Annotated in this window: 21 protein-coding genes; 14 read left to right on the top strand and 7 right to left on the bottom strand. The window is 68.2% G+C overall.

Annotated elements, in window-relative coordinates; translation table 11 throughout:
- Positions 1-56 precede the first annotated feature (56 nt).
- Positions 57-1,061 (bottom strand): DUF502 domain-containing protein, encoded by a 1,005-nt coding sequence (locus N5095_RS00420; RefSeq protein WP_267619855.1) that lies wholly within the window; start codon positions 1,059-1,061, stop codon positions 57-59.
- Between the two features lie 211 nt (positions 1,062-1,272).
- Here N5095_RS00420 and N5095_RS00425 point away from each other — a divergent pair, with 211 nt between their 5' ends.
- Positions 1,273-2,169, top strand: a complete 897-nt coding sequence (locus N5095_RS00425; RefSeq protein ID WP_267619856.1) for a phosphoribosyltransferase HisG-related protein — start codon at positions 1,273-1,275, stop codon at positions 2,167-2,169.
- Between the two features lie 105 nt (positions 2,170-2,274).
- Positions 2,275-3,171 carry a ParB N-terminal domain-containing protein gene (locus N5095_RS00430; RefSeq protein WP_267619857.1) on the top strand — a complete coding sequence of 299 codons (897 nt, stop codon included), beginning with the start codon at positions 2,275-2,277 and terminating at the stop codon, positions 3,169-3,171.
- 344 nt (positions 3,172-3,515) lie between these two features.
- Here the strand turns inward: N5095_RS00430 and N5095_RS00435 are convergent, their stop codons facing one another.
- On the bottom strand, positions 3,516-5,351 hold the full coding sequence (locus tag N5095_RS00435; protein ID WP_267619858.1) for an ABC transporter ATP-binding protein: 1,836 nt from the start codon (positions 5,349-5,351) through the stop codon (positions 3,516-3,518).
- Between the two features lie 385 nt (positions 5,352-5,736).
- On the opposite strand from N5095_RS00435, the gene N5095_RS00440 reads away from it, so the two are divergent.
- From N5095_RS00440 to N5095_RS00455, 4 genes are all read left to right on the top strand, one after another.
- The gene (locus N5095_RS00440; protein ID WP_267619859.1) at positions 5,737-6,657 is read left to right on the top strand and encodes a glycosyltransferase family 2 protein; all 921 of its coding nucleotides are present in this window, start codon (positions 5,737-5,739) and stop codon (positions 6,655-6,657) included.
- Between the two features lie 1,890 nt (positions 6,658-8,547).
- Positions 8,548-8,931, top strand: a complete 384-nt coding sequence (locus tag N5095_RS00445) for a DUF5805 domain-containing protein (RefSeq protein WP_267619860.1) — start codon at positions 8,548-8,550, stop codon at positions 8,929-8,931.
- Positions 8,921-9,997 (top strand): tyrosine-type recombinase/integrase, encoded by a 1,077-nt coding sequence (locus N5095_RS00450; RefSeq protein ID WP_267619861.1) that lies wholly within the window; start codon positions 8,921-8,923, stop codon positions 9,995-9,997. Before N5095_RS00445 ends, N5095_RS00450 begins: the two co-directional genes overlap by 11 nt.
- A 192-nt stretch (positions 9,998-10,189) precedes the next feature.
- The gene (locus tag N5095_RS00455) at positions 10,190-10,903 is read left to right on the top strand and encodes a class I SAM-dependent methyltransferase (RefSeq protein ID WP_267619862.1); all 714 of its coding nucleotides are present in this window, start codon (positions 10,190-10,192) and stop codon (positions 10,901-10,903) included.
- 9 nt (positions 10,904-10,912) lie between these two features.
- Here the strand turns inward: N5095_RS00455 and N5095_RS00460 are convergent, their stop codons facing one another.
- On the bottom strand, positions 10,913-11,623 hold the full coding sequence (locus N5095_RS00460) for an SOS response-associated peptidase (protein WP_267619863.1): 711 nt from the start codon (positions 11,621-11,623) through the stop codon (positions 10,913-10,915).
- A 152-nt stretch (positions 11,624-11,775) separates the two neighbouring features.
- Between N5095_RS00460 and N5095_RS00465 the strand changes: the two genes are divergently transcribed.
- Positions 11,776-12,525 (top strand): ribonuclease H-like domain-containing protein, encoded by a 750-nt coding sequence (locus N5095_RS00465; protein WP_267619864.1) that lies wholly within the window; start codon positions 11,776-11,778, stop codon positions 12,523-12,525.
- Between the two features lie 75 nt (positions 12,526-12,600).
- Complete coding sequence (locus N5095_RS00470; RefSeq protein WP_267619865.1) at positions 12,601-13,296, top strand: dolichyl-phosphate hexose transferase; 696 nt, start codon at positions 12,601-12,603, stop codon at positions 13,294-13,296.
- A 28-nt stretch (positions 13,297-13,324) separates the two neighbouring features.
- Here N5095_RS00470 and N5095_RS00475 read toward each other — a convergent pair whose 3' ends face one another.
- The 3 genes from N5095_RS00475 to N5095_RS00485 form a co-directional block, all read right to left on the bottom strand.
- A complete protein-coding gene (locus tag N5095_RS00475) occupies positions 13,325-13,972 on the bottom strand; it encodes a BGTF surface domain-containing protein (protein ID WP_267619866.1) in 648 nt (215 codons plus the stop codon).
- Positions 13,973-14,038: 66 nt separating this feature from the next.
- Positions 14,039-14,305 (bottom strand): DUF8049 family protein, encoded by a 267-nt coding sequence (locus N5095_RS00480; protein ID WP_267619867.1) that lies wholly within the window; start codon positions 14,303-14,305, stop codon positions 14,039-14,041.
- Between the two features lie 91 nt (positions 14,306-14,396).
- Positions 14,397-15,404, bottom strand: a complete 1,008-nt coding sequence (locus tag N5095_RS00485) for an FKBP-type peptidyl-prolyl cis-trans isomerase (protein WP_267619869.1) — start codon at positions 15,402-15,404, stop codon at positions 14,397-14,399.
- Between the two features lie 160 nt (positions 15,405-15,564).
- Here N5095_RS00485 and cyaB point away from each other — a divergent pair, with 160 nt between their 5' ends.
- From cyaB to N5095_RS00515, 6 genes are all read left to right on the top strand, one after another.
- Positions 15,565-16,140, top strand: a complete 576-nt coding sequence (gene cyaB, locus N5095_RS00490; RefSeq protein ID WP_267619872.1) for a class IV adenylate cyclase — start codon at positions 15,565-15,567, stop codon at positions 16,138-16,140.
- Positions 16,141-16,245: 105 nt separating this feature from the next.
- On the top strand, positions 16,246-17,451 hold the full coding sequence (locus N5095_RS00495; protein ID WP_267619874.1) for a methionine adenosyltransferase: 1,206 nt from the start codon (positions 16,246-16,248) through the stop codon (positions 17,449-17,451).
- A 103-nt stretch (positions 17,452-17,554) separates the two neighbouring features.
- Positions 17,555-18,751, top strand: a complete 1,197-nt coding sequence (locus N5095_RS00500; RefSeq protein ID WP_267619877.1) for a tRNA sulfurtransferase — start codon at positions 17,555-17,557, stop codon at positions 18,749-18,751.
- A 183-nt stretch (positions 18,752-18,934) separates the two neighbouring features.
- Positions 18,935-19,195 (top strand): hypothetical protein, encoded by a 261-nt coding sequence (locus N5095_RS00505; protein WP_267619879.1) that lies wholly within the window; start codon positions 18,935-18,937, stop codon positions 19,193-19,195.
- Positions 19,196-19,277: 82 nt separating this feature from the next.
- Positions 19,278-19,736, top strand: a complete 459-nt coding sequence (locus tag N5095_RS00510; protein ID WP_267619880.1) for a DUF5804 family protein — start codon at positions 19,278-19,280, stop codon at positions 19,734-19,736.
- A 60-nt stretch (positions 19,737-19,796) separates the two neighbouring features.
- Positions 19,797-20,651 carry an alpha/beta fold hydrolase gene (locus tag N5095_RS00515; RefSeq protein ID WP_267619881.1) on the top strand — a complete coding sequence of 285 codons (855 nt, stop codon included), beginning with the start codon at positions 19,797-19,799 and terminating at the stop codon, positions 20,649-20,651.
- A gap of 33 nt (positions 20,652-20,684) precedes the next feature.
- Here N5095_RS00515 and N5095_RS00520 read toward each other — a convergent pair whose 3' ends face one another.
- On the bottom strand, positions 20,685-21,656 hold the full coding sequence (locus N5095_RS00520; protein WP_267619882.1) for a PLP-dependent cysteine synthase family protein: 972 nt from the start codon (positions 21,654-21,656) through the stop codon (positions 20,685-20,687).
- Positions 21,657-21,754: the final 98 nt, after the last annotated feature.

The following is a 21,754-nucleotide window of genomic DNA, read 5'->3' on the forward strand; positions in this document are numbered from 1 at the left end:
CATCGGGCCGCGTTCGGTGACGGAGACGACCGGGTACCGTCGGGAGCCGCGTTCACTCACTCCCGGTCTTTGTCGAACCGTCCGGCGCTATCGTCGTTTCCGGCGTTTCCGGCGCCTCCGGCGTCTTCGGCGTCTTCGGCGTCCGGTCGGGTCGACCTGCTCTCGGTCGTTCGGGTGTCGTCCGACGACCCGTCGCCGCCGTCGTCGCCGTTGCCGTCGTCGCCGTCGCCGCTCTGCTCGAACCGGTTCGAGAGCGACGGGAGGTCCTCGGCGGTGACGCCGAGGTCCGCGATTCGTTCGCTCGGGTCGATGGAGTCGTCGGAGGCGGCCGACGCCTCCTCGCCCGTCGCCATTCCGCTCGTGATGATGCTTCGGACGCCCTCCTCGACGGTCATATCTACGTCGCTGATGCGATGTTGCGGGATGTGCGTGAGGAAGCCGCCCATCACCGGATTTGGGGCGAGCGGGAGGAACATGGTGACCATCTCGTCGTCCTCGCCGACCGCCTCGCCGACCGTCGGCGGCGACTGGGCGGTCTCGAAGCCGATGACGTAGATACCGTCGTGGGGGAACTCGACGAGTTTCACCGACCGAAAGTTCTCCACGTCGCTCTCGAGCATCGCGTCGCCCATCTGTCGGAAGCTGTTGTAGATGGCCCCGATGCCCGGGATGGCGCCGACGAAGTAGTCGAAGAAGTCGATGAGGTGGTCCCCGTAGCGCACGTTGGCGATGGTGCCAGCGACGAGTACGACGGCAATCAGCGCGACGACGGCGACGATCTGAGCCGTGAACGACGCCACGTCGGAGAAGATACCGACCTCGATGAGTAGCGCGATGAACCCGTTCTGTTCGACCCAGGCGACGACGCCCAACCGTTCGAGTAGAAACACGACCGGGCCGAGCGCATCGGCGACGATGCCGAACGCCGTCTTCAACACCCAGATGGTGACGACGAACGGAAAGATGACGGTCAGCCCCTTCACCACGATGTCCACGACGAGGTCGTACAAGGACTCCGCCGGCCCCGTATCTCCCTCGGCCCCACCACCGGTGTCCGACATGTATCCCGACGTGCGCCGGGAGCGCTCATAGGGGTTGTGGCACGTCACACCGCAGTGACAGGGACGGGCCGCGGCGAGTCCGGAGACCGCGGTCGGTACGAGTCCGGACATCGCGGCCGCGGACGGTGGGAGACGCCCGTTACCAGCCCACACAGCGTCGGAGACTGCCCGAAACACAATCGGTTTAGGCCGCGACCTCGTGACACCGACAATGACGGACCCCGTCCCCGTCGCCGTGCCCCGCAAGGGGCGACCGCTGGAAGCGGTGCTCGAACGTCTCGCGACGACGGCGGACCTCGACCATCTCGTCGACGACATCTCCTCGACGCTGCGCTACGAGAAGGCCGTGACGAAGGGAAAACAGACCACCGACCGGAACGTCTACGAACGCCTCGCCGACTACAGCGACCTCTCGGACCCGGCGGCCCCCGAGTACACCCTCCTCCGGGACGACCGGGAGGGGAAACCCCGACGCGTCGTCTTCGACAGCGCCGTCGTCGACTGCGGCGGCGTCTCGCTCCACCTCGTCGGCCGGGAGGAACCCTTCCGCGCACTGCGTACCCACGAGTTCGGCCTCGGCTTCGACAGCGCCGACCTCGTGCTGGAGGAGGTCGTCGGCCTGCAGGCCGAAGGGCTCGACGACCTCGGCGACGTGAACGCCCGAATCGACCCCCGCGACACCGACGTTCGGGTCGTCACCGGGCTCGGCGATACGGTGTACCACACGCTGATGGCGACCCCCGAGACGCTCCCGCCGGGCGCCGAGTTGGACCGCTCCTTCGTCGCCGGCTACGACGGCCCCATCTGTATCTCGCCGCGCTACGAGCGGCTCGTCGAGGCGGTGCTCGGCACGGACGCCGTCGGCGACGCGGAGTTCGTCTACCCCCGGAAGGGCGCCGAGGAGGAGGCCGCCATCGCCGAATCGGGCCTCGGCGTCTACCTCACCGTCACGGGGTCGACCGCCCGCGACCACGGACTCGTCCTCGGCGACCGGCTGTTTCCGAGCGAGACGGTGCTGATGGAGAACGCCGCGGAGTCGTCGCCGGCGGTCGAGCGCGCGGTCGAGCGTCTCACCGCCGACGCGCTGGAGACGGCCATCGAGGTCTGAGACCGACTCTGGAGTGGATAAACGAGCCCTTACCGAGTAGATACGGTTTCGTACCGACGGGATAATAGCCGCATAGTTAGTATATACCCCTCCGTAGCGTGGCGCGTGTCGACGACAGACCCGACCGCCTCCGTCACCGCGGACGCCGAGGAGCGGCGGCCCGTCGCCGGGACGGTCCCCCACCTGGCAGTGCTTGGCGCGGTGCGAAGCCGTCTCTCGCCGCACCTCCCTCGCGGCCCCTACTGGCGGCTCGCGAAGTGGTACGCCGAGCGTCATGCGGTCGTGGTCGGGGGGTTCGAGACGCCGGTTCGGCCCTACGCGATCCGGTGGGTCGACCCGGCCGACGTCGTCCGTCCGACCGGTCGGCCGTACCCGCCGTGGGAGGACCGATTCGACCAGTGTGGCACCGTCGTCACCGACGACTGGGACCGCCAGCCGGCGGCGGTCGACACCGAGGAGTACCCCTCGGCATGCATCTATCACGCCGACCGGCTGGACGAGACGGTCCTCTTTCGCTCCCTCGACGCCCACTTCACCGAGGGCGTCCCGTGGGTGGAGACGGATCTCGTCGCGGTCGCGAGCGACATCGTCGAGGACGGAACCGCGGTGTGGCACGACTGCACCTCCCGAGAGGACGTACTGGCCCGCTGCGAGCGGATGGACGCGCTCTGGTCGCGACTCTCGACCGAGTCATTCCGCTCGCAGCTCGACCTCGCGGCGGCGGGGGAGACCGATCACCGCGTGTTCGACGACGCTATCCGCAACGAGATCGCCGTCGACGTCGGTCGCGACGGGGAGTTCTTCCTAGTCGACGGGAGACACCGCCACGCGATGGCGACGCTGCTCGGGGTCGAGGCGATCCCGGTCGTCGTCTACGCGCGCCACCCGGAGTGGATGACCCACCGGGACGCGGCCGCGGCGGGCGGCACCGGGACGGACAGTTCCGTCGGTGACGACCACCCCGACCTGCGGGGCCTGCGAAACCTGTCGTCGACGCGGTAGCAGGCCGACGGCGGCGTCCGGGGGGGTCGACGACGGCGTTCGGACGACCGTTACCGGAGCCGTCCGCCGGACGCGGTGTCCTCTACTCGGCCGAACAGATCCGATCGTGCGTCGACGCCCCAGCGTCGCGCTCGCGACTCGGAGCGATACTCCCCGACGGAGGATCGGCCTCGGCGGCTCGTTCCAAGCGCCGACGCGAGCGCCGGCGACCCGTTTCGCCTCGATCCCCCTTCGAGGTCGGGCACCGGGGGCGTCCGCTTCGCACCGTCGCCGTTCGGACAGCTACGCCCGCTCGCCGGTGGGACGCTGTCGGAACCGTTCGAACGGAGGAGACGCGACGCCGGTCAGTCGCTCGTGACGCCGTCGGCGACGGAGGGCCCTTCACCCTCCGGTCTGGCCTGTCGCCGGTAGAGGTTCGCGTAGGCGCCGTCGGCGTCGAGAAGCTCGGCGTGGGGACCGGTCTCGACGAGGCGGCCGTCCTCGAGGTAGTGGATGCGGTCGGCGTTGCGCACCGTCGAGAGCCGGTGGGCGATGACGACGAGCGCGCGGTCGTCGCCGAGCTCCTCGATGCCCGCGTGGACCTTCGCTTCGAGCGCCGTGTCGAGTTCGCTGGTCGCCTCGTCGAGCACGAGCACGTCGGCGTCCTTCAGCAGGGCGCGGGCGATGGCGACGCGCTGGCGCTGGCCCCCGGAGAGGCGGACGCCGTCGTCGCCGAGTTCGGTGTCGTACCCGTCGGGGAGTTGTTCGGCGAACTCGTCGACCGAGGCGACCCGGCAGACGCGCTCGAACGCCTCCTCGGTGGCGTCGGGGTTGCCGACCATCACGTTGTAGCGGAGGGTGTCGCTGAACACGTGGGGGTCCTGGCGGACGACGGAGACCGACTCGCGCCACTCGTCCACGTCGATGCCGGAGACCGGCACGTCGTCCGCGAGAATCGCCCCGCCCGTCGGCTCGTAGAACCGGGAGAGGAGCGCCGCGACGGTGGACTTCCCGGCGCCCGAGGGGCCGACGAACGCGACGAACTCCCCGCGGGAGACGTCGAAGGAGAGCCCGTCGAGCACGGTGTCGTCGCCGTAGGAGAAGTCGACGTCGTCGAATCGGACCTCGTCGATGGGGTCGGGGGCGCTCGTCCCGTCGCCGTCGGGCTCCTCGCGCCCGCGCAGTTCCTCCGTGAACTCCTGGATGCCGACGAGGTGCGGGAGGTTGCCATCGACCTTGTAAACGAGATTGTTGAGCGAACTGGCGCGGGGAGCGAGTCGGAACATGGCGAACAGGAAGATGCCGAGGTTGGCGAAGTTGAGGTTCGCCACCGCGAGCGCGAGGTAGGCGAGCACGAACACGGTGAGCGCGGCGACGAGGTTGTAGGCGTTCTTGATGGCGACCTCGTTACGTCGGAGGCGAATGTTCGACGACGTGAAATTCGAGACGGCCTCGTCGAACGACGAGCGAACGTCCCCGCGCATGCCGAACAGTTTCACCTCGCGGATGCCCTGCGTGCCGGCCTGGACGACGCGCTGGAGTTCGCGGTTGGCGTCGGCGACGCGCTCGCCGACCGAGGAGCCGGATTCGAACAGGTGTCGCATCCCGAAGACGCCGACGACGAGCACGCCCATCGTGACGAGCGTCAACTCCGGCGAGACGTACAGCGCGACGCCGAGGTAGACGAGCGTGATGAACGACTCGCGGACGACCGTGACCACGTCGCGGATGACGCGGCCGGCGTACTGGGACTCCGTGATGATGGTGTTGAGCACCTCGTCGGAGCCGCGCTCGTCGAAGTAGGCGACCCTGGCGTCCAGCGCACCGTCGAAGGCGGCCTCGCGCAGGGACTGGATGTACCACGTCCGCAGCGCGAACTTCAGCCAGTCGACGAGAAAGGAGAGCAGGTACCGGACGGAGATGGCCCCGGCGACCCCGAGGATCACCGTCTCAATGGTGAAGGGGACGCCGATCGTGGTGTACACCCGCTCGAACGCGCCGACGATACCGCCGGCGGAGCCGAGTTCGCCCCCGCTGGCGAGATCGATCATGGGGACGAGGAAGCCGATCCCGACCCCCTCGAAGAACGCGGCGGCGATACTCAGGAGAACGATGCCCGCGGTGACCGCCGGTCGGTAGGCGGCCACGCGGCGCAGGGCCTCGAGTTTCCGTCGGCGTGAAATCGGTCTGGATTCGGACATGGTGAGCGACCCGGAGAGGAGTCTTATCCGGGCCGACGCACGCACGGCGTATTAGTACTTACCACATACCGAACCGGGATCACAACCGCGCACCGGGAATCAAGGACCGTCTCTCGGCTCGGGATCACGACTCGTTCCCGCATCTCGGGCAGTGACGGACGTTCCCCCGGCGAGCCGAGCCGGTGAGGACGCGGTGAGCCGGTAGCGACCCGGGACACGACGGAGTGGGGGACCGGCCCGTCGCGACGGGGTGCGACCACGGGCCGGCCGCCCCGTTCGGCGACCCGGAAGGCGGTCGGACGAGAGGTCGAAACGGGTGAATACCACGGTACTCCTGTCGGGTAACCCCCGATTAGCTAACCCACCGGGGGTCAAGTGTTGAACCATGCCCGACCGTAACGCGGAGGGGCGACCGACGGTCTCGGTCGTGGTCCCGACGCACTTCCGGAACGACCGACTGCACGAGGCACTCGAGAGCGTGGAAGCCCAGACCCTGGCTCCGGAGGAGGTGGAGGTCGTCGTCGTCGACGACTCCGGCGAACGCCACGCCGAACCGGTTGCCGAGGAGTTCGACGTGCCGTACGTCGGCTTCGAGGAGAACCGCGGCGCCAACGTGGCCCGCACCGTCGGAACCGAGGAGACCACCGGGCGCTACATCCAGTTCCTCGACGACGACGACGTACTCAAACCCGAGAAGCTGGAGCGCCAGGTCGACCTGCTCGACCGGTCGCCGGACGTGGGGGTCGTCTACTGCGGGATGGAGTTCGAGGACGGGCGACTCGCCTCGCCGAATCCGGACGTACGTGGCAACGTGCTCGACCACGCGCTCGCGTTCACGCTCTACCCCTGTCAGACGACGACCATGCTGACGGAGCGTTCCCTCGTGGAAAGCATCTGTCCGATGCAGGACAGTCCCGGCGCGGACGACCTGCGGTGGATGGTGGAGTTCGCCCGGCGCACCGAGTTCGACTTCGTCGAGGAGCCGCTCGTCGACCGGGGGGTCATCGAGGATTCCCGCGGGAAGTCGATGGGCGTCTACCACGGGCGCCGGAAGATCATCGAGGAATACGACGACCTGTACGCCGAACGCGCACCGACGGTTCGGGCAAAGGCGCTCGCGAGCACCCATCACTTCCGGGCGTGGAAGCTTCTCGAAGACAGTACGTGGTCGGCAGGCGCTATCGCCTCCTACGGCCGAGCGGCCGCCCACGACCCCTCCGCCTACAGCGCCGGACTACTGGTCGCCTCCGTACTCGGCCGACCCGGCGTCGAGTTCGGCTCACGGGCGTACGAACGAATCGCGTAATCGAACGAGTCGGACGAGTCGAACGAACCGGCCGAGCCGCCTGCCGTCGAGTTCGCCGCCGAGACGCGACGAAGCGGTCGGTTCGCGGACGTTCCTCTTTGCGGCTCTCCACTTCGGGCAACCGACGTTGTGTATAGCGACATTCGATTTACGAGGTCGCGTTCGGACACTATCCGTCGCCTCGACGGGGACAGAATCCGGTCGAACCGGAAGCGACGAGCGGGAGCGTGCCCTCGTCGGTCGGAGCGTCGATTCCTTCGTGGAACCGGCCGGAGACCAACGACCAAGAACCGGTCGGTCTCTAATCGAGTGGACCCGCGGGGACTACCGACGAAAGCGACGTCGAATCAGTTCGACTGGGTCGTCGGAAGACGACACAGCGCGGCGACTATCGGGTCGTTGCCGAGCCGACCGGGCTCGGCGAGTTTCGCGTTCCACGGTACCAATAGTCGAACCATATTCCGACCTGGGGGCCACGACGGAGCTGGGTCGGACACGGTAAGTGGCGGGTCACGGAGATGGGTTCTCACTACCGACACCCCAGGGGTTGCGTCCACAGGATGGTGTTGAATTCCACTGTCACTTCGTGCCGGGGATGCTGTCGTCGAGACGGCCTCGGAAAACTGTCGTCGGTCGGACGACGAAGTCCGAGCCACCCACTCGTGCGGTCCGCCTTGCGTCCGGGTTCGGTTCGGTCGAACAGGGAGATTGTCGACACTCGACCCGACGGACACGCACACGACCGCCCTGCTCTGTGGTCGTCGTGTCGAGGTCGTACGGAACGGTCGTACTCGGCCGACCGAGACTCGTTCTCAAGCGCCTCTACCGCCGCTCACAGCATCGGGAGAGAATTCGACCGCCAGTGTTCAGAGAGCCACGAAGACCGCCTCACGGCTCCCTCGGTGTACACACGTCGCTGTCGACGACTGCCGGCGTTGCCGCGGGCGCTCGACACACCTCAGCCGAGGACTCCCCGACTCTCCGGCCGACGGCGACGCTAACTCCATGGGCCTGTGAGAGCCGCTGTCCGCTCCGTTCGTAGAGCGCGACCCCGTCGTCGGACGACGAGCCGAACGGTGTGACGGCCCGATAGCAGGGTGCCAGTGGCGGCCGCGTGCCCTGCGACCTCGACGGAGCGCTCCCGGGTGAGGTCCGACGGGGCAGTCCGTGAGAGCGTCCTCCGTCTGGAGGGTCGTTGGCGTGGTCGAGGGGGTCTCGTCGGAGGGGGCGAACAGTCCTGTGCGAGCGAGGAGGCCTCGGAGCGAGAAGGGCAATCATATCAGAACTATTCGTTTGGAATATTGTGTGGTTCGAATCGGAGGACGACAATAATTCCACACCGATATACCTGGATATAGATGAACGATTCCGGTAGAGTCGGGTCGAACTATTGTGTATTAGTATCGTAGTTTACTTTTTCAATTATATGCGAAGGTGTCGAAATATTCCCGTCGCTTTCGCCGTTCGTATCGGTCCGATTTGGGCGCACATCGTGACCGATCCCACACGTGATATCGTCGCCTGGACGACTCGGTCCGAAGCCTCCGTTCGAGGGGTCGGACACGGAGTTTGATGCCGCCGACTCGCCGGTGTCGTGAGGCTTCGATGGACGACCAACAGCGGAGCATTCCCTCTCCGCGAATCAGTGTCTGGTTTCTGGTACTTCGACCGATTCGGGTGCGACGGACACTGATTCTGACCCTGCGGGGCCAACGGAACCGTCTATTTCTATCTCGTATCGTGAAGGCAAATAGGGGATAAGGTAACCCTTCAATACGAGATTAGTTTGCGTCTCCGCACCGAGTCGACTGTCATAGTGCGAGATAAGACCACTTATCGGCTTCTCTGGGGGTAGATTCAAGTCCTGTCGTCGAGAGGACCGGACGAGAGATGAGCGAGGGAACAGAGCGCACCGAAGTGTCCACTTACGTACCCAAAGCGCAGAAAGCCGAGTGGAAAGCACACGCCGAACGGCTGGAGATGTCCCAGAGCGAGTTCGTTCGCAGCATGGTACAGGCCGGTCGCCGGGGGTTCGAACTCGGCGAGGCGGAGGGCCGTTCTCCCCCTACAGACCCCGGGGGTGACGGGCTCGAAGAGCGGGTGCTCACGACCCTCGAATCGACCCCCGAAGCGCTCTCCTGGGAGGCCCTCCTCGAGGCCGTCTCGGGGGACTTCGAGGACCGCCTCGACGAGGCCCTCGATTCCCTCCAGAGAGAGGACCGAATCCGATACAGCGGACGGCACGGCGGGTACGTGGTGACCGATGGGCGCTAGTGCCCCCGTCGCGGACGACCCGGACGACCCGGTCGGCTACTTCCTCCAGGACCTCGTCTACCACGGGAAGACCGACCGCACTCGCGACGCTTACGAGCGGGTGCTCCGGCGGTTCGAATCGTTCCTCGTCGACCCGGAACGAAACCCCTCCGGCCGAGCGGTCGAACCCGCCGATGCGACCCACCGCCACTGCATGGCCTGGATTCACAGCCTCCGGGGTGACGTGGCCGGGAGCACGGTCGCGACCTACGCCGCCTACCTCCACCGCTTCTACGCCTACATGACCCAGGTCGGCGTCTTCGACGCCAACCCGATGGCGCTCGTCGTAGAGGAACTCGACGAATCCGTCGACAAGGACCCGACCCGACGTGAGATTACCATCCCCGCCATGCGAGAGTTCGTCGCCGCCTTCTCGCACCCGCTCCACCGAGCGCTCGTCGTCACCCTCCTCAAGACGGGGATGCGTGTCGGCGAGCTCTGCAACCTCGACCTCCGGGACCTCGCGCTGTCGAATCCCGAGGTCTCGGCCGCCTACGACCTCGGCGGGCGTTCACAGCTCGACGGACGCCCCGACTCGCTGTACGTCGCCGCCGAACCGAGCGTCGGCGCGACGGTCAACGGCGAGGAGCGAACGGCGTCGAACAAACGCAAACGCGGCACCGTCATCCCGGTCGACGACGAACTCACACGAGTCCTCGTGCGCTGGCTCGCTATCCGCCCGGACGCGCTCTCGCCCGCCGAGCCCCTCTTCGTCGGCACGAGCGAGGGCTGGGGAGAGCGAATCACGCCGAAGACCGTCCGGGGGGTCGTCGAACGCAAGGCTCGAGAGTTCGGCTGGCACCGAACGGGCGGTGGCGCGAGCGAGAACGTCACCCCCCACTACTTCAGACACTTCTTCACCACCCACCTCCGGGACCGGACCGGGGACCGCGGCGTCGTGAAGTACCTCCGCGGCGACGTGGCCGACGATATCATCGACACCTACACCCACAGCTGGGGTGACAGCGTCCGCGAGGCGTACGAAGCGAACGTCTACTCCCTGCTCCCGACCCAGTATACGGAGTAAATTCAAAACTCCGGTAGGGTTTCTACGGTCGTCCTCGGACAGTTAAATTGTATGTCGCTATACAGAGTGTCGTCCCCGTCCACCCGCAGCTTATGATATTGCGATGATATTTGGTGGGGCGATTCTCCTCGGGGTGTCCGGCGTTCTCGGAGTCGGAAGCGTTACACATCGGGCCGGACACCGACACACTCCGTGACCTCCGACGGACGAACCGACGCCGAAACCGCGTACGACAGGCTCGCCGAGACGTATCGGACACGGGAGACCGACCCCTACTGCGCGGACCTCGAGTTTCCGGCGACGACCGAGCTGATTCCATCAGTCGGGGGGAAGCGAGTCCTCGACGCCGGGTGTGGCCACGGGCGCTATGCGGAGTGGTTGCTCGACGGTGGCGCCGACGTCGTCGCCGTCGACGCGAGCGAGGAAATGGTCGCCCGAGCGCGTGAACGAGTCGGTGACCGCGCCGAGGTTCGCCGGGCGGACCTCTCCCGGTCCCTCGACTTCGCGGCCGACTCCTTCGACGGCATCGTGAGCGGCCTCGCGCTTCACTACCTCGAGGACTGGCGTACGGTGTTCGGGGAGTTCGCTCGCGTCCTCCGACCCGCCGGCTTCCTCGTCGTCTCGGTACACCACCCGCTCGACGACTATCTCGCCTTCGAGCCGGAGAACTACTTCGAGACGGCCGAGGAGCGAATGCAGTGGTCGGCCGACGGTGAAGCGGTCGAAGTCCCGTTCTATCGGCGCCCGTTCGCGGAGACGCTGAACCCGCTGCTCGAGAACGGTTTCGCACTGGAGGAGGTGGTCGAGCCGAGACCGAGACCGACGTTCGAGGAGAAGAAGCCCGAGTCCTACGAGAAGCGGCTTCGACAGCCGACGTTCCTCTGTGTTCGGGCGAGCCTGCGCTGAGGGTGGGAATCAGGCCTCGACGGCCTCGACGAGACTCGGGTCGTCGTTTCTCGGGCTGTTCACCCGCGTCGACACCGGGTAGGCGTGCATCGCGTCGTCGGGGTACGGGTCGAGCAGCGCCCCCGCCGCGTCGGGGTCGGCGTCGAGCCACGCGTCCTCCTCGTCGGGTGCGAGCACGACGGCCATCCGGTCGTGGAGGCCGGAGACGGTCGCGTTCGGCTCCGTCGTGAGGACGGCGAACGTCTCGACGACGGTCGACTCGGGGTCTGGGTCGTCGGCGCCGCCCTGGCCGAACTCGGCCAGCCCCGACTGGCGCGCCTTCGGGTGCCAGCGCTCCCAGATGCCCGCCATCGCGAACGGCCGGTCGTCCTCGAAGGCGACCCGGTAAGGCTGTTTCCCGGAGTCGGTCTCGGTCCACTCGTAGAACCCGTCGGCGGGGACGAGACAGCGCCGGCGCTCGAACGCCTCGGCGAAACTGCGTTTCTCGCGGACGGTCTCGCTCCGGGCGTTGATGAACCCCGCGTCCGATTTGGTCTCGGCCCACGTCGGCACCAGCCCCCACTCGAATAACTGCATGGTGTCGGGGGCGTCGTCGGTGATGACCGGGAGCGCTTGCCCGGGGGCACAGTTGTACCGCGGTTCGAGCGGGCGTTCGGGGGTCGCGCCGAAGCGCTCTTCGAGCTCCGCCTGCGGGGTGAACAGGGTGTAGCGGCCGCACATGTCTCAGAGGAGGGGACGGGCGAGCAAAACGGTGTCCACCGTGAGCACCGGACGACCGGGTTCGACCCGATTCGCTCCGCTGCTGCGAGTTGCGGTCCCTGGGGGAATCGACAGACGAGGGACTTTTGTCTCCCCTTCACCGTGAGAAGAACGTGCGAATCGAGAACAGCTTCATCCCCGTCCGAGGCGTCGGCGCGAAGACCGAGCGACGCCTCTGGGAGCAGGGGGTCACCCACTGGGACGAGTTCGAGCCCTCCCTCGTCGGGGAGAAAACCGGGGAGCGAATCGAGGCGTTCATCCACGAGGCACGTGGACGCCTCGACGACGGCGACGCCCCGTACTTCGCGCAGGCCTTCCCGAGCGGCGAGCGCTGGCGCCTCTACGAGAACTTCCGCGACGACGCCTGTTTCTTCGACATCGAGACGACGGGCCTGAACCACGACCGCAACCACGTGACGACCGTGAGCCTCCACCGCGGCGGCGAGACGGAGACGCTCGTCCGCGGCGACGACCTCACCGAGGAGAGCCTCCGCGAGGCGTTCGCGGACGCCCCGCTCCTCGTCTCGTTCAACGGCATCCAGTTCGACGTGCCGTTCCTCGAAGCCTGCTTCGACGTGGACCTCGACCGACCCCACCTCGACCTGATGTACCCCTGTAAGAAACTCGGCCTCACCGGCGGCCTGAAGAACATCGAGCGGGAGGTCGGCATCGGTCGCGACGAACCCGGAGTCACCGGCCGCGACGCCGTCCGCCTCTGGCGGGAGTACGAGCGCCACGGCGACGACGACGCCCTCGACACCCTCGTCCGGTACAACCGCGAGGACACGGTCAATCTGGAGACGCTCTCGGACCACGTCGCCGACGGCCTCCACCGGGACGCGTTCGACGGCATCGAAACCTGAACTCGGAGACCAGCCACCAGCCCCATCTTTTAGGTAAACCTAAAAACTCAAGTGCCGCACCTCGGAAGCGAGCGTATGAGCTACGACTACACGTTCGACGACCTCGCGGTCGTCATGGGAACCTACAACGAGGAGGCGGCCATCGGTACCGTCCTCGACGACATCGAGCGCGTCACGGACGGTCGCGCCGAGGTCGTCTGCGTCGACGGGTCGAGCGACCGGACGCCGGACATCGCCCGCGAACGCGGCGCCCGCGTCGTCGAACAGGAGCCACAGGGGTACGGCGTCGCGGTGAAGGAGGCGGTCCTGACCCCGGACCGCCCCGTCGTCGTCACGACCGACTGCGACGACACCTACCCGATGGAGGCCCTCCCCGAGTTTCTGGAGTTCGTCAACGACGGGTACGACGTGGTCAGCGGCGACCGACTCTACCACGGCGCCGAGGCGATGCCCGCGTTCAACCGCGCCGGCAACGCCGCGTTCGCGCTACTGGCCTCCGCGCTCTGCGGTCGGCGCGTCCACGACACGACGACGGGGATGCGCGCCTACCGGCGCGACCTCCTCCACCGCATCACGTGGACCGAAAACACCGGGCTGTCCGCCGAACTGCTCATCCGGCCGCTCATGCGCGGCTACCGGGTCAGGGAAGTACCCATCGAGTACCGCGAGCGCGCCGGCGAGACGAAGCTCGACCCGCTCGCCGGCGGCGCCGCTATCGCGAAGTCCATCGTGAAGGTCTGTCTCGAGGAGCGCCGCCGACAGCTCGGGTGAGGGGTCGGAGCGAGCGCCTGTCGAACGGCTACCGACTTCGGACGACGACCGCGGCGAGCGTGGCCGCGGCGACGGCGAGCAGGCCCGCGAACCAGAGCGGCACGCCGCGCTCGGCGGGCGGGCGCTCGGCGTTCGACTCCGGACCGGCGGCCGACGCGGAGGCCGTCCCGGCCGACGTGTTCGCCTGCGCGTTCGTGTTCGGCGCCGTCGCCGACCCCGGACTCGTCGTCGTCGACTCGAGGAGTCTGAGTTCGGCCGGCACGTCGGCCAGCACGCGCGAGTCGTGGAGCACCGAGACGGTCACGTTCGACGCCGGACGGCGGGCGCTCAGGTCGAATCGGACGGCGAACGCCCCGTCGGAGCCGACGGTCGCCGGGCGACTGAGGACGAACGGACGCTCGCCACCGGCTTCGATGCGGACGACGACCCGTTCGCCCGTAGTGAGGTTCGCCGCCCCGGCGACGACCTGTCCGGGGCCGGTCCGGAGGACGAGGTCGTCGCCGTCGTGGGCGACGGTCGCGTCGTGTGGCGCGCCGGTAGCACCCACGAGGGGGCCGTCGGCCGGGAGTGCGAGGGCGGGGGCGACGAACAGACACCCCAAGAGGACGAAAACGGCCGCGACTCGCGTCGCGACCGGGACCACCTGCCCCGGTGGTGGTGAAGTGGAGGGCTTCATACGGGGCCGATTGTGACACCACGGTGATATCTGTATCGGTGGCCGGACGGCCCTTCGGCGTGCGGTTCAGAGGAGGTAGAAGCCGACGACGGCGGCGGTGACGGCCACCGTCAACAGCGCCCAGTTCCGTGGCGTGTCGAACGGGGAGTCGCCGCTCCCGTGGTGGACGAACGTGTAGACGAAGTAGACCCCCAACGGGGCGAGTCTGACGAGCAGGCTCGACTCGGGGGCGACGAGCCGTGCGAGCAGGAGGTGGAGCGCGACGGTACAGACCGACGCGACGGCCGCGATCGTCACGTCGTCCGGGACCCCGCCCTCCGATATCGACGACATACTCGCGTCTGGGCAGGTGAGTCAAAAGAAACGTGTGGATTCGTCCGCGACGCGGTCGGCGCCAGCCGCAGGCTGGCCGCTGTGGGCCGCGCTACTCCTCGTCGGCTTCGAGGTCGCTCTCCTCGAGTTCGTCGACGATCTCGTCGGCGTCGACGTCGACGTCCTCCAGGGCCTCCTCGACGTCGGCGCCGCCGGCGCCGCCGCCCATACCGCCCATCATGCCGCCCATACCGCCCATCATGCCGCCGGAGCCGTCGATGGTCTCCTGGACGATGACGCGGTCGAGGTCGAGCCGGTCCATCACGTCCTGGGCGATCTGCTGCTTCGAGAACAGCCACTGCTGGTTCATCGTCATCTGCGGTGTGGCCTCGATGTACAGCGTCTCCTTCTCGACCGTGACGGTCTCGGTCTCGGGTTCTCCGTCCTCCTCGTCGTCCTCGGACTCGACGACCTGCTCCTCCTCGACCTCGTCGGTCTCGATCCAGACCTCGGGGGCCTGCTGGAGGTACATCCCGAGCAGACCCTGTGCCTGCTCCTCGCGGTCGTCGACGACGTCGACGATCTCGTACTCGTACTCGAGGGCCTCACCCGCGAGCGGGTGGTTGAAGTCGACGCGTGCGCGGCCGCCGATGATGGTCTCGAGTCGGCCCTGCTGGCCGTCGATCTGAACCTGGGCGCCGGGGTAGCGGTCGTCCTCGTCGATCTTCTCGGCGCTGACGGTCTTCACGTCGTCGGGGTCGAACGCGCCGAACGCCTCCTCCGCGGAGATGTCGACGGTGCCCTCGTCGCCGACGTCCTTGCCGATGAGGTCCTCGTCGACGCCCGGGAACACGTGGCCCGCGCCGACGACGATGGTTCGCGGCGAGAAGTCGTACTGGTCGTCGTCGATGCCGGCTTCCTCGGCGACCTCCTTGGAGGTCGTGTCTACGACGGTCCCGTCGTCGACCGTGCGCACGGTGTAGGCGAGCTTGACGAAGTCGCCGTCCTGGATGCCGCCCTCGGTCTCCTCGACCTCGCCGGCGTCCTCGGCTTCTTCGACCTCTTCCTCGACGTCATCGGCGTCTGGCGCCTCCGCCTCCGCCTGCTGTTCGTCACTCATGCTTCCAACGTCTCTCGTGCTACCCTTAAGAAACACGATTCCCGCCGCCGACGGTGACCGTCGCCGGAACCGGACCGTCGCCGCCGCCCACGCGCCGGACGCCGTCGTCGGTTCGCCTCGGAGGGGAGGGCTTATCGGCGATACGGCCGTCCGTCGGCCCATGTACGAGGTCGAGGTAAAGGTCCGCGCCGACCTGGACGGCGTCCGGAGACGGCTGGACGAACTCGACGCGACCCGGACCGACGCGGTCGAACAGCGCGACACCTACTACGACGCCCCACACCGCGACTTCGCCGAGACCGACGAGGCCCTCCGGGTCAGGCGCGAGCGCCGGGTCGGGGCGGACGAGGCGTCCAAGCAGGGCGACGAGACGACCAAGGTCACCTACAAGGGACCGCTGGTCGACGACAGTTCGAAGACCCGCGAGGAACACGAGACGGTCGTCGCCGACGACGAGGCGATGGCGGGTATCCTCGACGGACTGGGGTACGAGCCGGCGGCCGTCGTCGAGAAGGAGCGGACGTTCTACGCCCTCGGCGACGCCACCGTCACGCTCGACCGCGTTCGCGACCTCGGCGAGTTCGTCGAGGTGGAGCGCGAGGCGACCGAGGACGAGGTCGACGACGTGCGCGAGTCGGTGTTCGAGACCCTCCGGTCACTCGACCTCGACCCGGACGACGGCATCCGGACCTCCTACCTCGGGCTGTTGCTCGCCGGCGACGACCCGGACGACTGACGGCTCGACGGAGCGGCAACACTCGCCAAAACATTCTCCGGAGTAATCCGCGCTCCGCGAGAAGTTTCCGCAAGTTATAGCATCCGCGACGGCGAAGCCGGGCCAATGACCGAGCGAAACATCCAGGTCTCCGAACTCGACCGCCGGGCCGTCGAGGACCAGCGCGTCGAGATCGTCGAGCGGAAGGGGATCGGCCACCCCGACTCCATCAGCGACGGTATCGCGGAGAGCGTCTCCCGGGCGCTCTCGCAGGCGTACATCGACCGGGTCGGGAAGGTGCTCCACTACAACACCGACGAGACGCAGTTGGTCGCCGGCTCGGCCGCCCCGGCGTTCGGCGGCGGCGAGGTCGTCGAACCCATCTATCTCCTCATCGTCGGCCGCGCCACGAAGGAGTACGAAGGGACCCACATCCCCGTCGACACCATCGCGCTCGAGGCCGCTCGCGACTACCTGAACGAGCACGTGCCGATGCTCGACTTCGGCACCGACATCGTCGTCGACGTGAAACTCGGGCAGGGGTCGGGCGACCTCGTCGAGGTGTTCGGCGAGGAGGGCGCGACGGTGCCGATGGCCAACGACACGAGCTTCGGCGTCGGCCACGCGCCCCTCACCGAGACGGAGCGCATCGTCCTCGACGCCGAGGAGCGCCTCAACGGCGAGTACGGCGACGACCACCCCGAGCTCGGGTCGGACATCAAAATCATGGGCAAGCGCGAGGGCGACCGCATCGACGTCACCGTCGCCGCGGCGATGATCGACAGCCACGTCGACGACATCGACGCCTACGACGAGGCCGTCCGGTCCGTCAAGGAGTACGTCACCGACATCGCCCGCGAGCACACCGACCGCGAGGTCGGCGTCGAGGTGAACACCGCAGACGACTACGACGACGGCTCCATCTACCTCACCGTCACCGGCACCTCCGCGGAGATGGGCGACGACGGCTCCGTCGGCCGCGGCAACCGCGCCAACGGGCTCATCACGCCGAACCGGCCGATGAGCATGGAGGCCACGTCGGGGAAGAACCCCGTCAACCACATCGGGAAGATATACAACCTCCTCTCGACGCAGATCGCCGAGTCCGTCGTCGCCGACGTCGACGGCATCCGCGACCTCCAGGTCCGACTGCTCTCACAAATCGGCCGTCCCATCGACGAACCCCACGTGGCCGACGCGCAGGTCGTCACGGAGGGCGACGTGGACGTGAGCGACATCGAAGCCGACGTGCGCGCCATCGTCGACGACGAACTCGCGAACGTCACGGACATCACACGGCAGGTCATCGACGGCGACATGCGGACGTTCTGAGGGCTGTCACCTCGATTCGATTCGTTTCACTTCGATTCGTTTCACTTCGGGTTCTCGCGGCGGTCGGGAAACGCTCTTATCTCCCGGTCGGGTTGCTCCGAGTATGCACCGGCCGGACGCCGTCCTCGTCCGCTACGGGGAGGTCGGCGTCAAGAGCAGTAAGGTGCGGACCGACATGGAGCGGCGGCTCCGCGACAACCTCGAGGCCGCGCTGGCGACGCGCGACATCGACGGGACCGTCGAACGGAACTGGTCGCGGCTCCGAATCGACACCCCAGACCCCGACGCCGCCGCGGACGCCGCCGCCGACACGTTCGGTGTCGTCTCCGCGAGCCCCGTCGTCGTGTGCGAGCCGACGCGCGAGGCCCTGTTGTCCACGTTGCGGGCCGCCGCCGCCGACCACCCCGGCGGGAGTTTCGCCGTCGACGCGAACCGCGCCGGACCGGACGGCGCCCACCCGTTCACGAGCCGGGAACTCGAAGCCGAAGGCGGAAGCGTCGTCGAGAATGTCACCGGGGCGCCGGTCGACCTCGACGACCCGGCGGTCACGTACGGGGTCGACTGTCGCGAGGACGAGGCGTTCGTCTTCACCGAGCGCCGGCCGGGCCCCGGCGGGCTTCCGCTCGGAACACAGGAGCCGGTGGTCGTCCTGCTCTCCGGCGGGCTCGACTCCCCCGTCGCCGCCTGGGAACTGATGAAGCGCGGCGCGCCCGTCTACCCGGTATACGTCGACCTCGGCGACTACGGGGGCCCCGACCACTGCGCTCGCGCCGTCGAAGTTACCGAGCGACTGGCGCGCTTCGCCGCCGGGTTCGACACCCGCCTCAGAGTCGTCGACGCCGGGGCCCTCGTCGACGACCTCGTGGCGTCGGTCCGGGACACACGGATGCTGTCGCTCCGTCGGGCGATGCTCCGGATGGGGGAGGTCGTCGCTCGCGACCTCGGCGCCGTCGCGGTCGCGACCGGCGAGTCCCTCGGACAGAAGTCGAGCCAGACGGGGACGAACCTCGCGGTCACCGACGCGGCGGCGACGCTCCCGGTCTACCGGCCGCTGTTGACGCGGGATAAATCCGACATCACCGAGCAGGCGCGCCGCATCGGAACCTTCGCGGACTCGACGCTCCCCGTCGGCTGCGAGCGCGTCGCGCCGGCCCACCCCGAGACGGGCGCGTCGCTCGCGACGGTAGAGGCCGCCGAGCCGGACGACCTCCTCGAACGGGCGGTGCGGCTCGCCCGCAACCCCGAGACCGTTGACGCCGGAGCCGACGGCGGCCGTGGTGGCGACGAGTCCGACCGGTGAGGACGTTGCGAGGGCGAACAGCCGGCACGGTCGTTCGCGCGGAGCGGCGCGCCGGGCACCCGCCTCGACCGACTCCGCGGTCGTCGTCAGCGCACGCGGGTGGTGGGCCCGTCATCCGATTTGAAACTGTGGGCCGGGACGGCCCGAGCGGTTTTTGTCGTTCCGGGCGACGCTCCACACGACATGTCGAAGGCCAACCGTGGTACGTCGGTCCCCTCGCTCGGTCCGGAGTGGAACGTCCAACACGTCTCGCGTTCGGTCGACGCAGACGGCGGTCGCGTCGCGTGTGCGAACTGCAACGTCGGCGTCGACCTCGCGACCAGTCACCGGGAAGTCGAGGTCGCCCGCGAGGTGACACTCGGCCGTCGCCGACTGCGCTCCGACCACGACCGGCACGTCCTCTGTAGCGACGGCTGCGTCGACGAGTGGCTCGACCGGGGCTGAACTGGGAGCCGCCCGTCGCCGAGAGGCGCCGCCGACGACAGGTATCACAACCGATTTATCGTGCGGTCGCCACTCTCGGGGCGTGACGCGGGTCTGTCTCCTCGGCGCGCCGGACGTGAACCTGCGATACGAACTCCTCTCCCGCGAGACCGCGCGCGCCGCCCTCGCGACGTACGACCTCTCCGAACCCTTCGAGAACGCGCTCGCCCTCGACACGGTGAGCGTCGGCGCCGCCGTCTCCCTGATGAACGACCTCAACTGGTACCTCGTCCGCTACGTCGACGACGCGCTCGTGCTCGACCCCAGCGTCAGCGACGAGGAGTGGCTCTCTCGCGACCTCGCGGAGGAGGTTCGCGACGGCGACGTGGCTCCCGGTGAGACGGGCGGGCTCCTCAAGATGTACGGAGTCGAGGCGGGCCGCCTCGTCGAGCCGATGTTCGTCACGCGCGTCGACGACGCGGTGCCCGAGTACGACCTCCGTGACGTGGACGAGACGGTGCTCGTCCGTGTGACCGAAGACGAGTTCGGCGCCGGCTACTGAACCGAGGACGTCGGCGTCTCCCGTACAAGGTTTTGCTCGCGGACGACGAACGAGCGCCCGATGAGTCTCAACGAGGTCGCCGACGAGCGGACCGTGGAGGTCGGCGGTCTCCGCGTGCGCTACCTCGTCGCCGGCGACGGGTCGCCGGTCGTGCTCCTCCACGGCGGGGGAGTCGACTCCGCAACCTTGTCCTGGCGCAGGACGATTCCGGCGCTCGCGGAGCGGTTCACCGTCTACGCCCCCGACTGGCCGGGGTACGGCGACAGCGAGTTCCCCGAGGCGGAGCCCTCGGTCGCGTGGTACGCGGAGTTCCTCGAAGCGTTTCTCGACCGACTCGAACTGCAGGAGGCGTCGCTCGTCGGCATCTCGATGGGCGGCGGCGTCGCCCTCTCTGTCGCGCTCGACCGGCCCGAACGCGTCACGCGGCTCGTCCTGGTCGACAGCCTCGGCCTCGGCGGCGCGGTGCCGGGCGGGTACCTCGGCTACCTGTTCACCCGGCTGCCCTACGTCTCGGAGGTGACGTGGGCGCTGCTCCGGCGGAGCCGTCGGCTCTGGGCGCTCTCGCTCCGCGGAATCGTCGGCGACCCCGAGGCCGTTACGCCCGACCTCGTCGACGACGTGGTGCGAGCCGGGAGCCGCCCGGACGCGGGGCGGACCTTCCGAGCGTTCCAGCGCGCGGAGGTCGGTCCGGCGGGTCTCCGGACGAACGTCGTCGACCGGCTTCCGGAGCTTCGAGTCCCGACGCTCCTCGTCCACGGGGAGGCGGACCCGCTGGTCCCCGTCGAGTGGGCGGTGCGGGCGGGGGTCCTGGTTCCGGACGCCGAGGTGCGAATCCTCCCGAACTGCGGCCACTGGCCGCCACGTGAACGCCCGGAGCGGTTCGTGGGGCTGGTCGAGGCGTATCTGGCGGAGTAGGCGGTGGCGATAGAGCGGACGACGACGACCGATTCAGTCCTCCCGGTCGAACATCCCCGTCGACATGTACCGCTCGCCGGAGTCCCAGAACACGGTGACGACGAGCGGGCCGTCCGCATCGTCGGCGCCGGCGTCAGCGTCGTCGGTACCGGCGGTGTCCACGTCGCTGTCGACGCTCGACTCGACGAGTTCCGCGGCGACGCGCCGGGCCGCGAGCGCGGAGGCGCCGCTCGATTGACCCACCAGAATCCCCTCCTCGCGGGCGAGCCGACGACACTCCCGCTCGGCCTCGGGCAGGGAGACGGTCCGCACGTCGGTCAGCAGGTCGCGGTCGAGGTTCGGGCTGACGAATCCGGGGCCCATCCCCTGAAAGCTGTCCGCCTCCGGCTCTCTCCCCGAGAGGACCGCGCTGTCCTCGGGTTCGACGGCGACCACGTCCATCTCGGGGAACTCCTCGCGCAGGCGGCGACCCACGCCGGAGACGGTGCCGCCGGTGCCGACGCCGGCGACGAGCGCGTCGACGGTGCGGTCGCCGACCTGCTCCAGCACCTCCTCGCCGGTGGTGTGGTAGTGCGCGTCGGGGTTCGCGGGGTTCTCGAACTGTCTGAGTTGGACGGCCCCCGCCTCGGCTTCGATTTCGTCGGCCCGCTCCTTCGCGTCGGAGATGTCGCCCTCTACGAGTTCGAGGTCGGCGCCGTACGCGCGCATGATGTCCTGTCGCTCGGGGGACTTCGAAGCCGGCATGACGATGGTCACGTCGTACCCCTTCGCCGCGGCGACGACGGAGAGGCCGATGCCGGTGTTGCCGGAGGTCGGCTCGACGATTCGGTCGCCGGGGTCGAGTTCGCCCGCCTCCTCGGCCGCGCGGACCATGAACAGCGCCGCGCGGTCCTTCGCGGAGCCGCCCGGATTCTTCGACTCCACCTTCGCCGCGACGGTCGCCCCCTCGGGAGCGGAAATCTGCACGAGTGGGGAGCCGAGCGCGTCGAGGATGCTCTCGTCCATCGGCGAGTGGTTACGCACCTGCGCCTAAACAGGTGACGACATCCGGCCCAATATTGCCGCTGAGTTACGGATTCGACGCCTGCCGGACCCGCGGGGCT

This window comes from Halobium salinum (genome assembly GCF_026586625.1).
In the GTDB taxonomy this organism is placed as follows: domain Archaea; phylum Halobacteriota; class Halobacteria; order Halobacteriales; family Haloferacaceae; genus Halobium; species Halobium salinum.

Coding starts and splice junctions, on each gene's coding strand:
- N5095_RS00505 (WP_267619879.1), top strand. CDS start 18,935: ATGTCGAAGGCCAACCGTGGTACGTCGGTCCCCTCGCTCGGTCCGGAG.
- N5095_RS00500 (WP_267619877.1), top strand. CDS start 17,555: ATGCACCGGCCGGACGCCGTCCTCGTCCGCTACGGGGAGGTCGGCGTC.
- N5095_RS00520 (WP_267619882.1), bottom strand. CDS start 21,656: ATGGACGAGAGCATCCTCGACGCGCTCGGCTCCCCACTCGTGCAGATT.
- N5095_RS00480 (WP_267619867.1), bottom strand. CDS start 14,305: ATGTCGTCGATATCGGAGGGCGGGGTCCCGGACGACGTGACGATCGCG.
- N5095_RS00435 (WP_267619858.1), bottom strand. CDS start 5,351: ATGTCCGAATCCAGACCGATTTCACGCCGACGGAAACTCGAGGCCCTG.
- N5095_RS00515 (WP_267619881.1), top strand. CDS start 19,797: ATGAGTCTCAACGAGGTCGCCGACGAGCGGACCGTGGAGGTCGGCGGT.
- N5095_RS00420 (WP_267619855.1), bottom strand. CDS start 1,061: ATGTCGGACACCGGTGGTGGGGCCGAGGGAGATACGGGGCCGGCGGAG.
- N5095_RS00495 (WP_267619874.1), top strand. CDS start 16,246: ATGACCGAGCGAAACATCCAGGTCTCCGAACTCGACCGCCGGGCCGTC.
- N5095_RS00460 (WP_267619863.1), bottom strand. CDS start 11,623: ATGTGCGGCCGCTACACCCTGTTCACCCCGCAGGCGGAGCTCGAAGAG.
- N5095_RS00445 (WP_267619860.1), top strand. CDS start 8,548: ATGAGCGAGGGAACAGAGCGCACCGAAGTGTCCACTTACGTACCCAAA.
- cyaB (WP_267619872.1), top strand. CDS start 15,565: ATGTACGAGGTCGAGGTAAAGGTCCGCGCCGACCTGGACGGCGTCCGG.
- N5095_RS00475 (WP_267619866.1), bottom strand. CDS start 13,972: ATGAAGCCCTCCACTTCACCACCACCGGGGCAGGTGGTCCCGGTCGCG.
- N5095_RS00440 (WP_267619859.1), top strand. CDS start 5,737: ATGCCCGACCGTAACGCGGAGGGGCGACCGACGGTCTCGGTCGTGGTC.
- N5095_RS00470 (WP_267619865.1), top strand. CDS start 12,601: ATGAGCTACGACTACACGTTCGACGACCTCGCGGTCGTCATGGGAACC.
- N5095_RS00485 (WP_267619869.1), bottom strand. CDS start 15,404: ATGAGTGACGAACAGCAGGCGGAGGCGGAGGCGCCAGACGCCGATGAC.
- N5095_RS00450 (WP_267619861.1), top strand. CDS start 8,921: ATGGGCGCTAGTGCCCCCGTCGCGGACGACCCGGACGACCCGGTCGGC.
- N5095_RS00425 (WP_267619856.1), top strand. CDS start 1,273: ATGACGGACCCCGTCCCCGTCGCCGTGCCCCGCAAGGGGCGACCGCTG.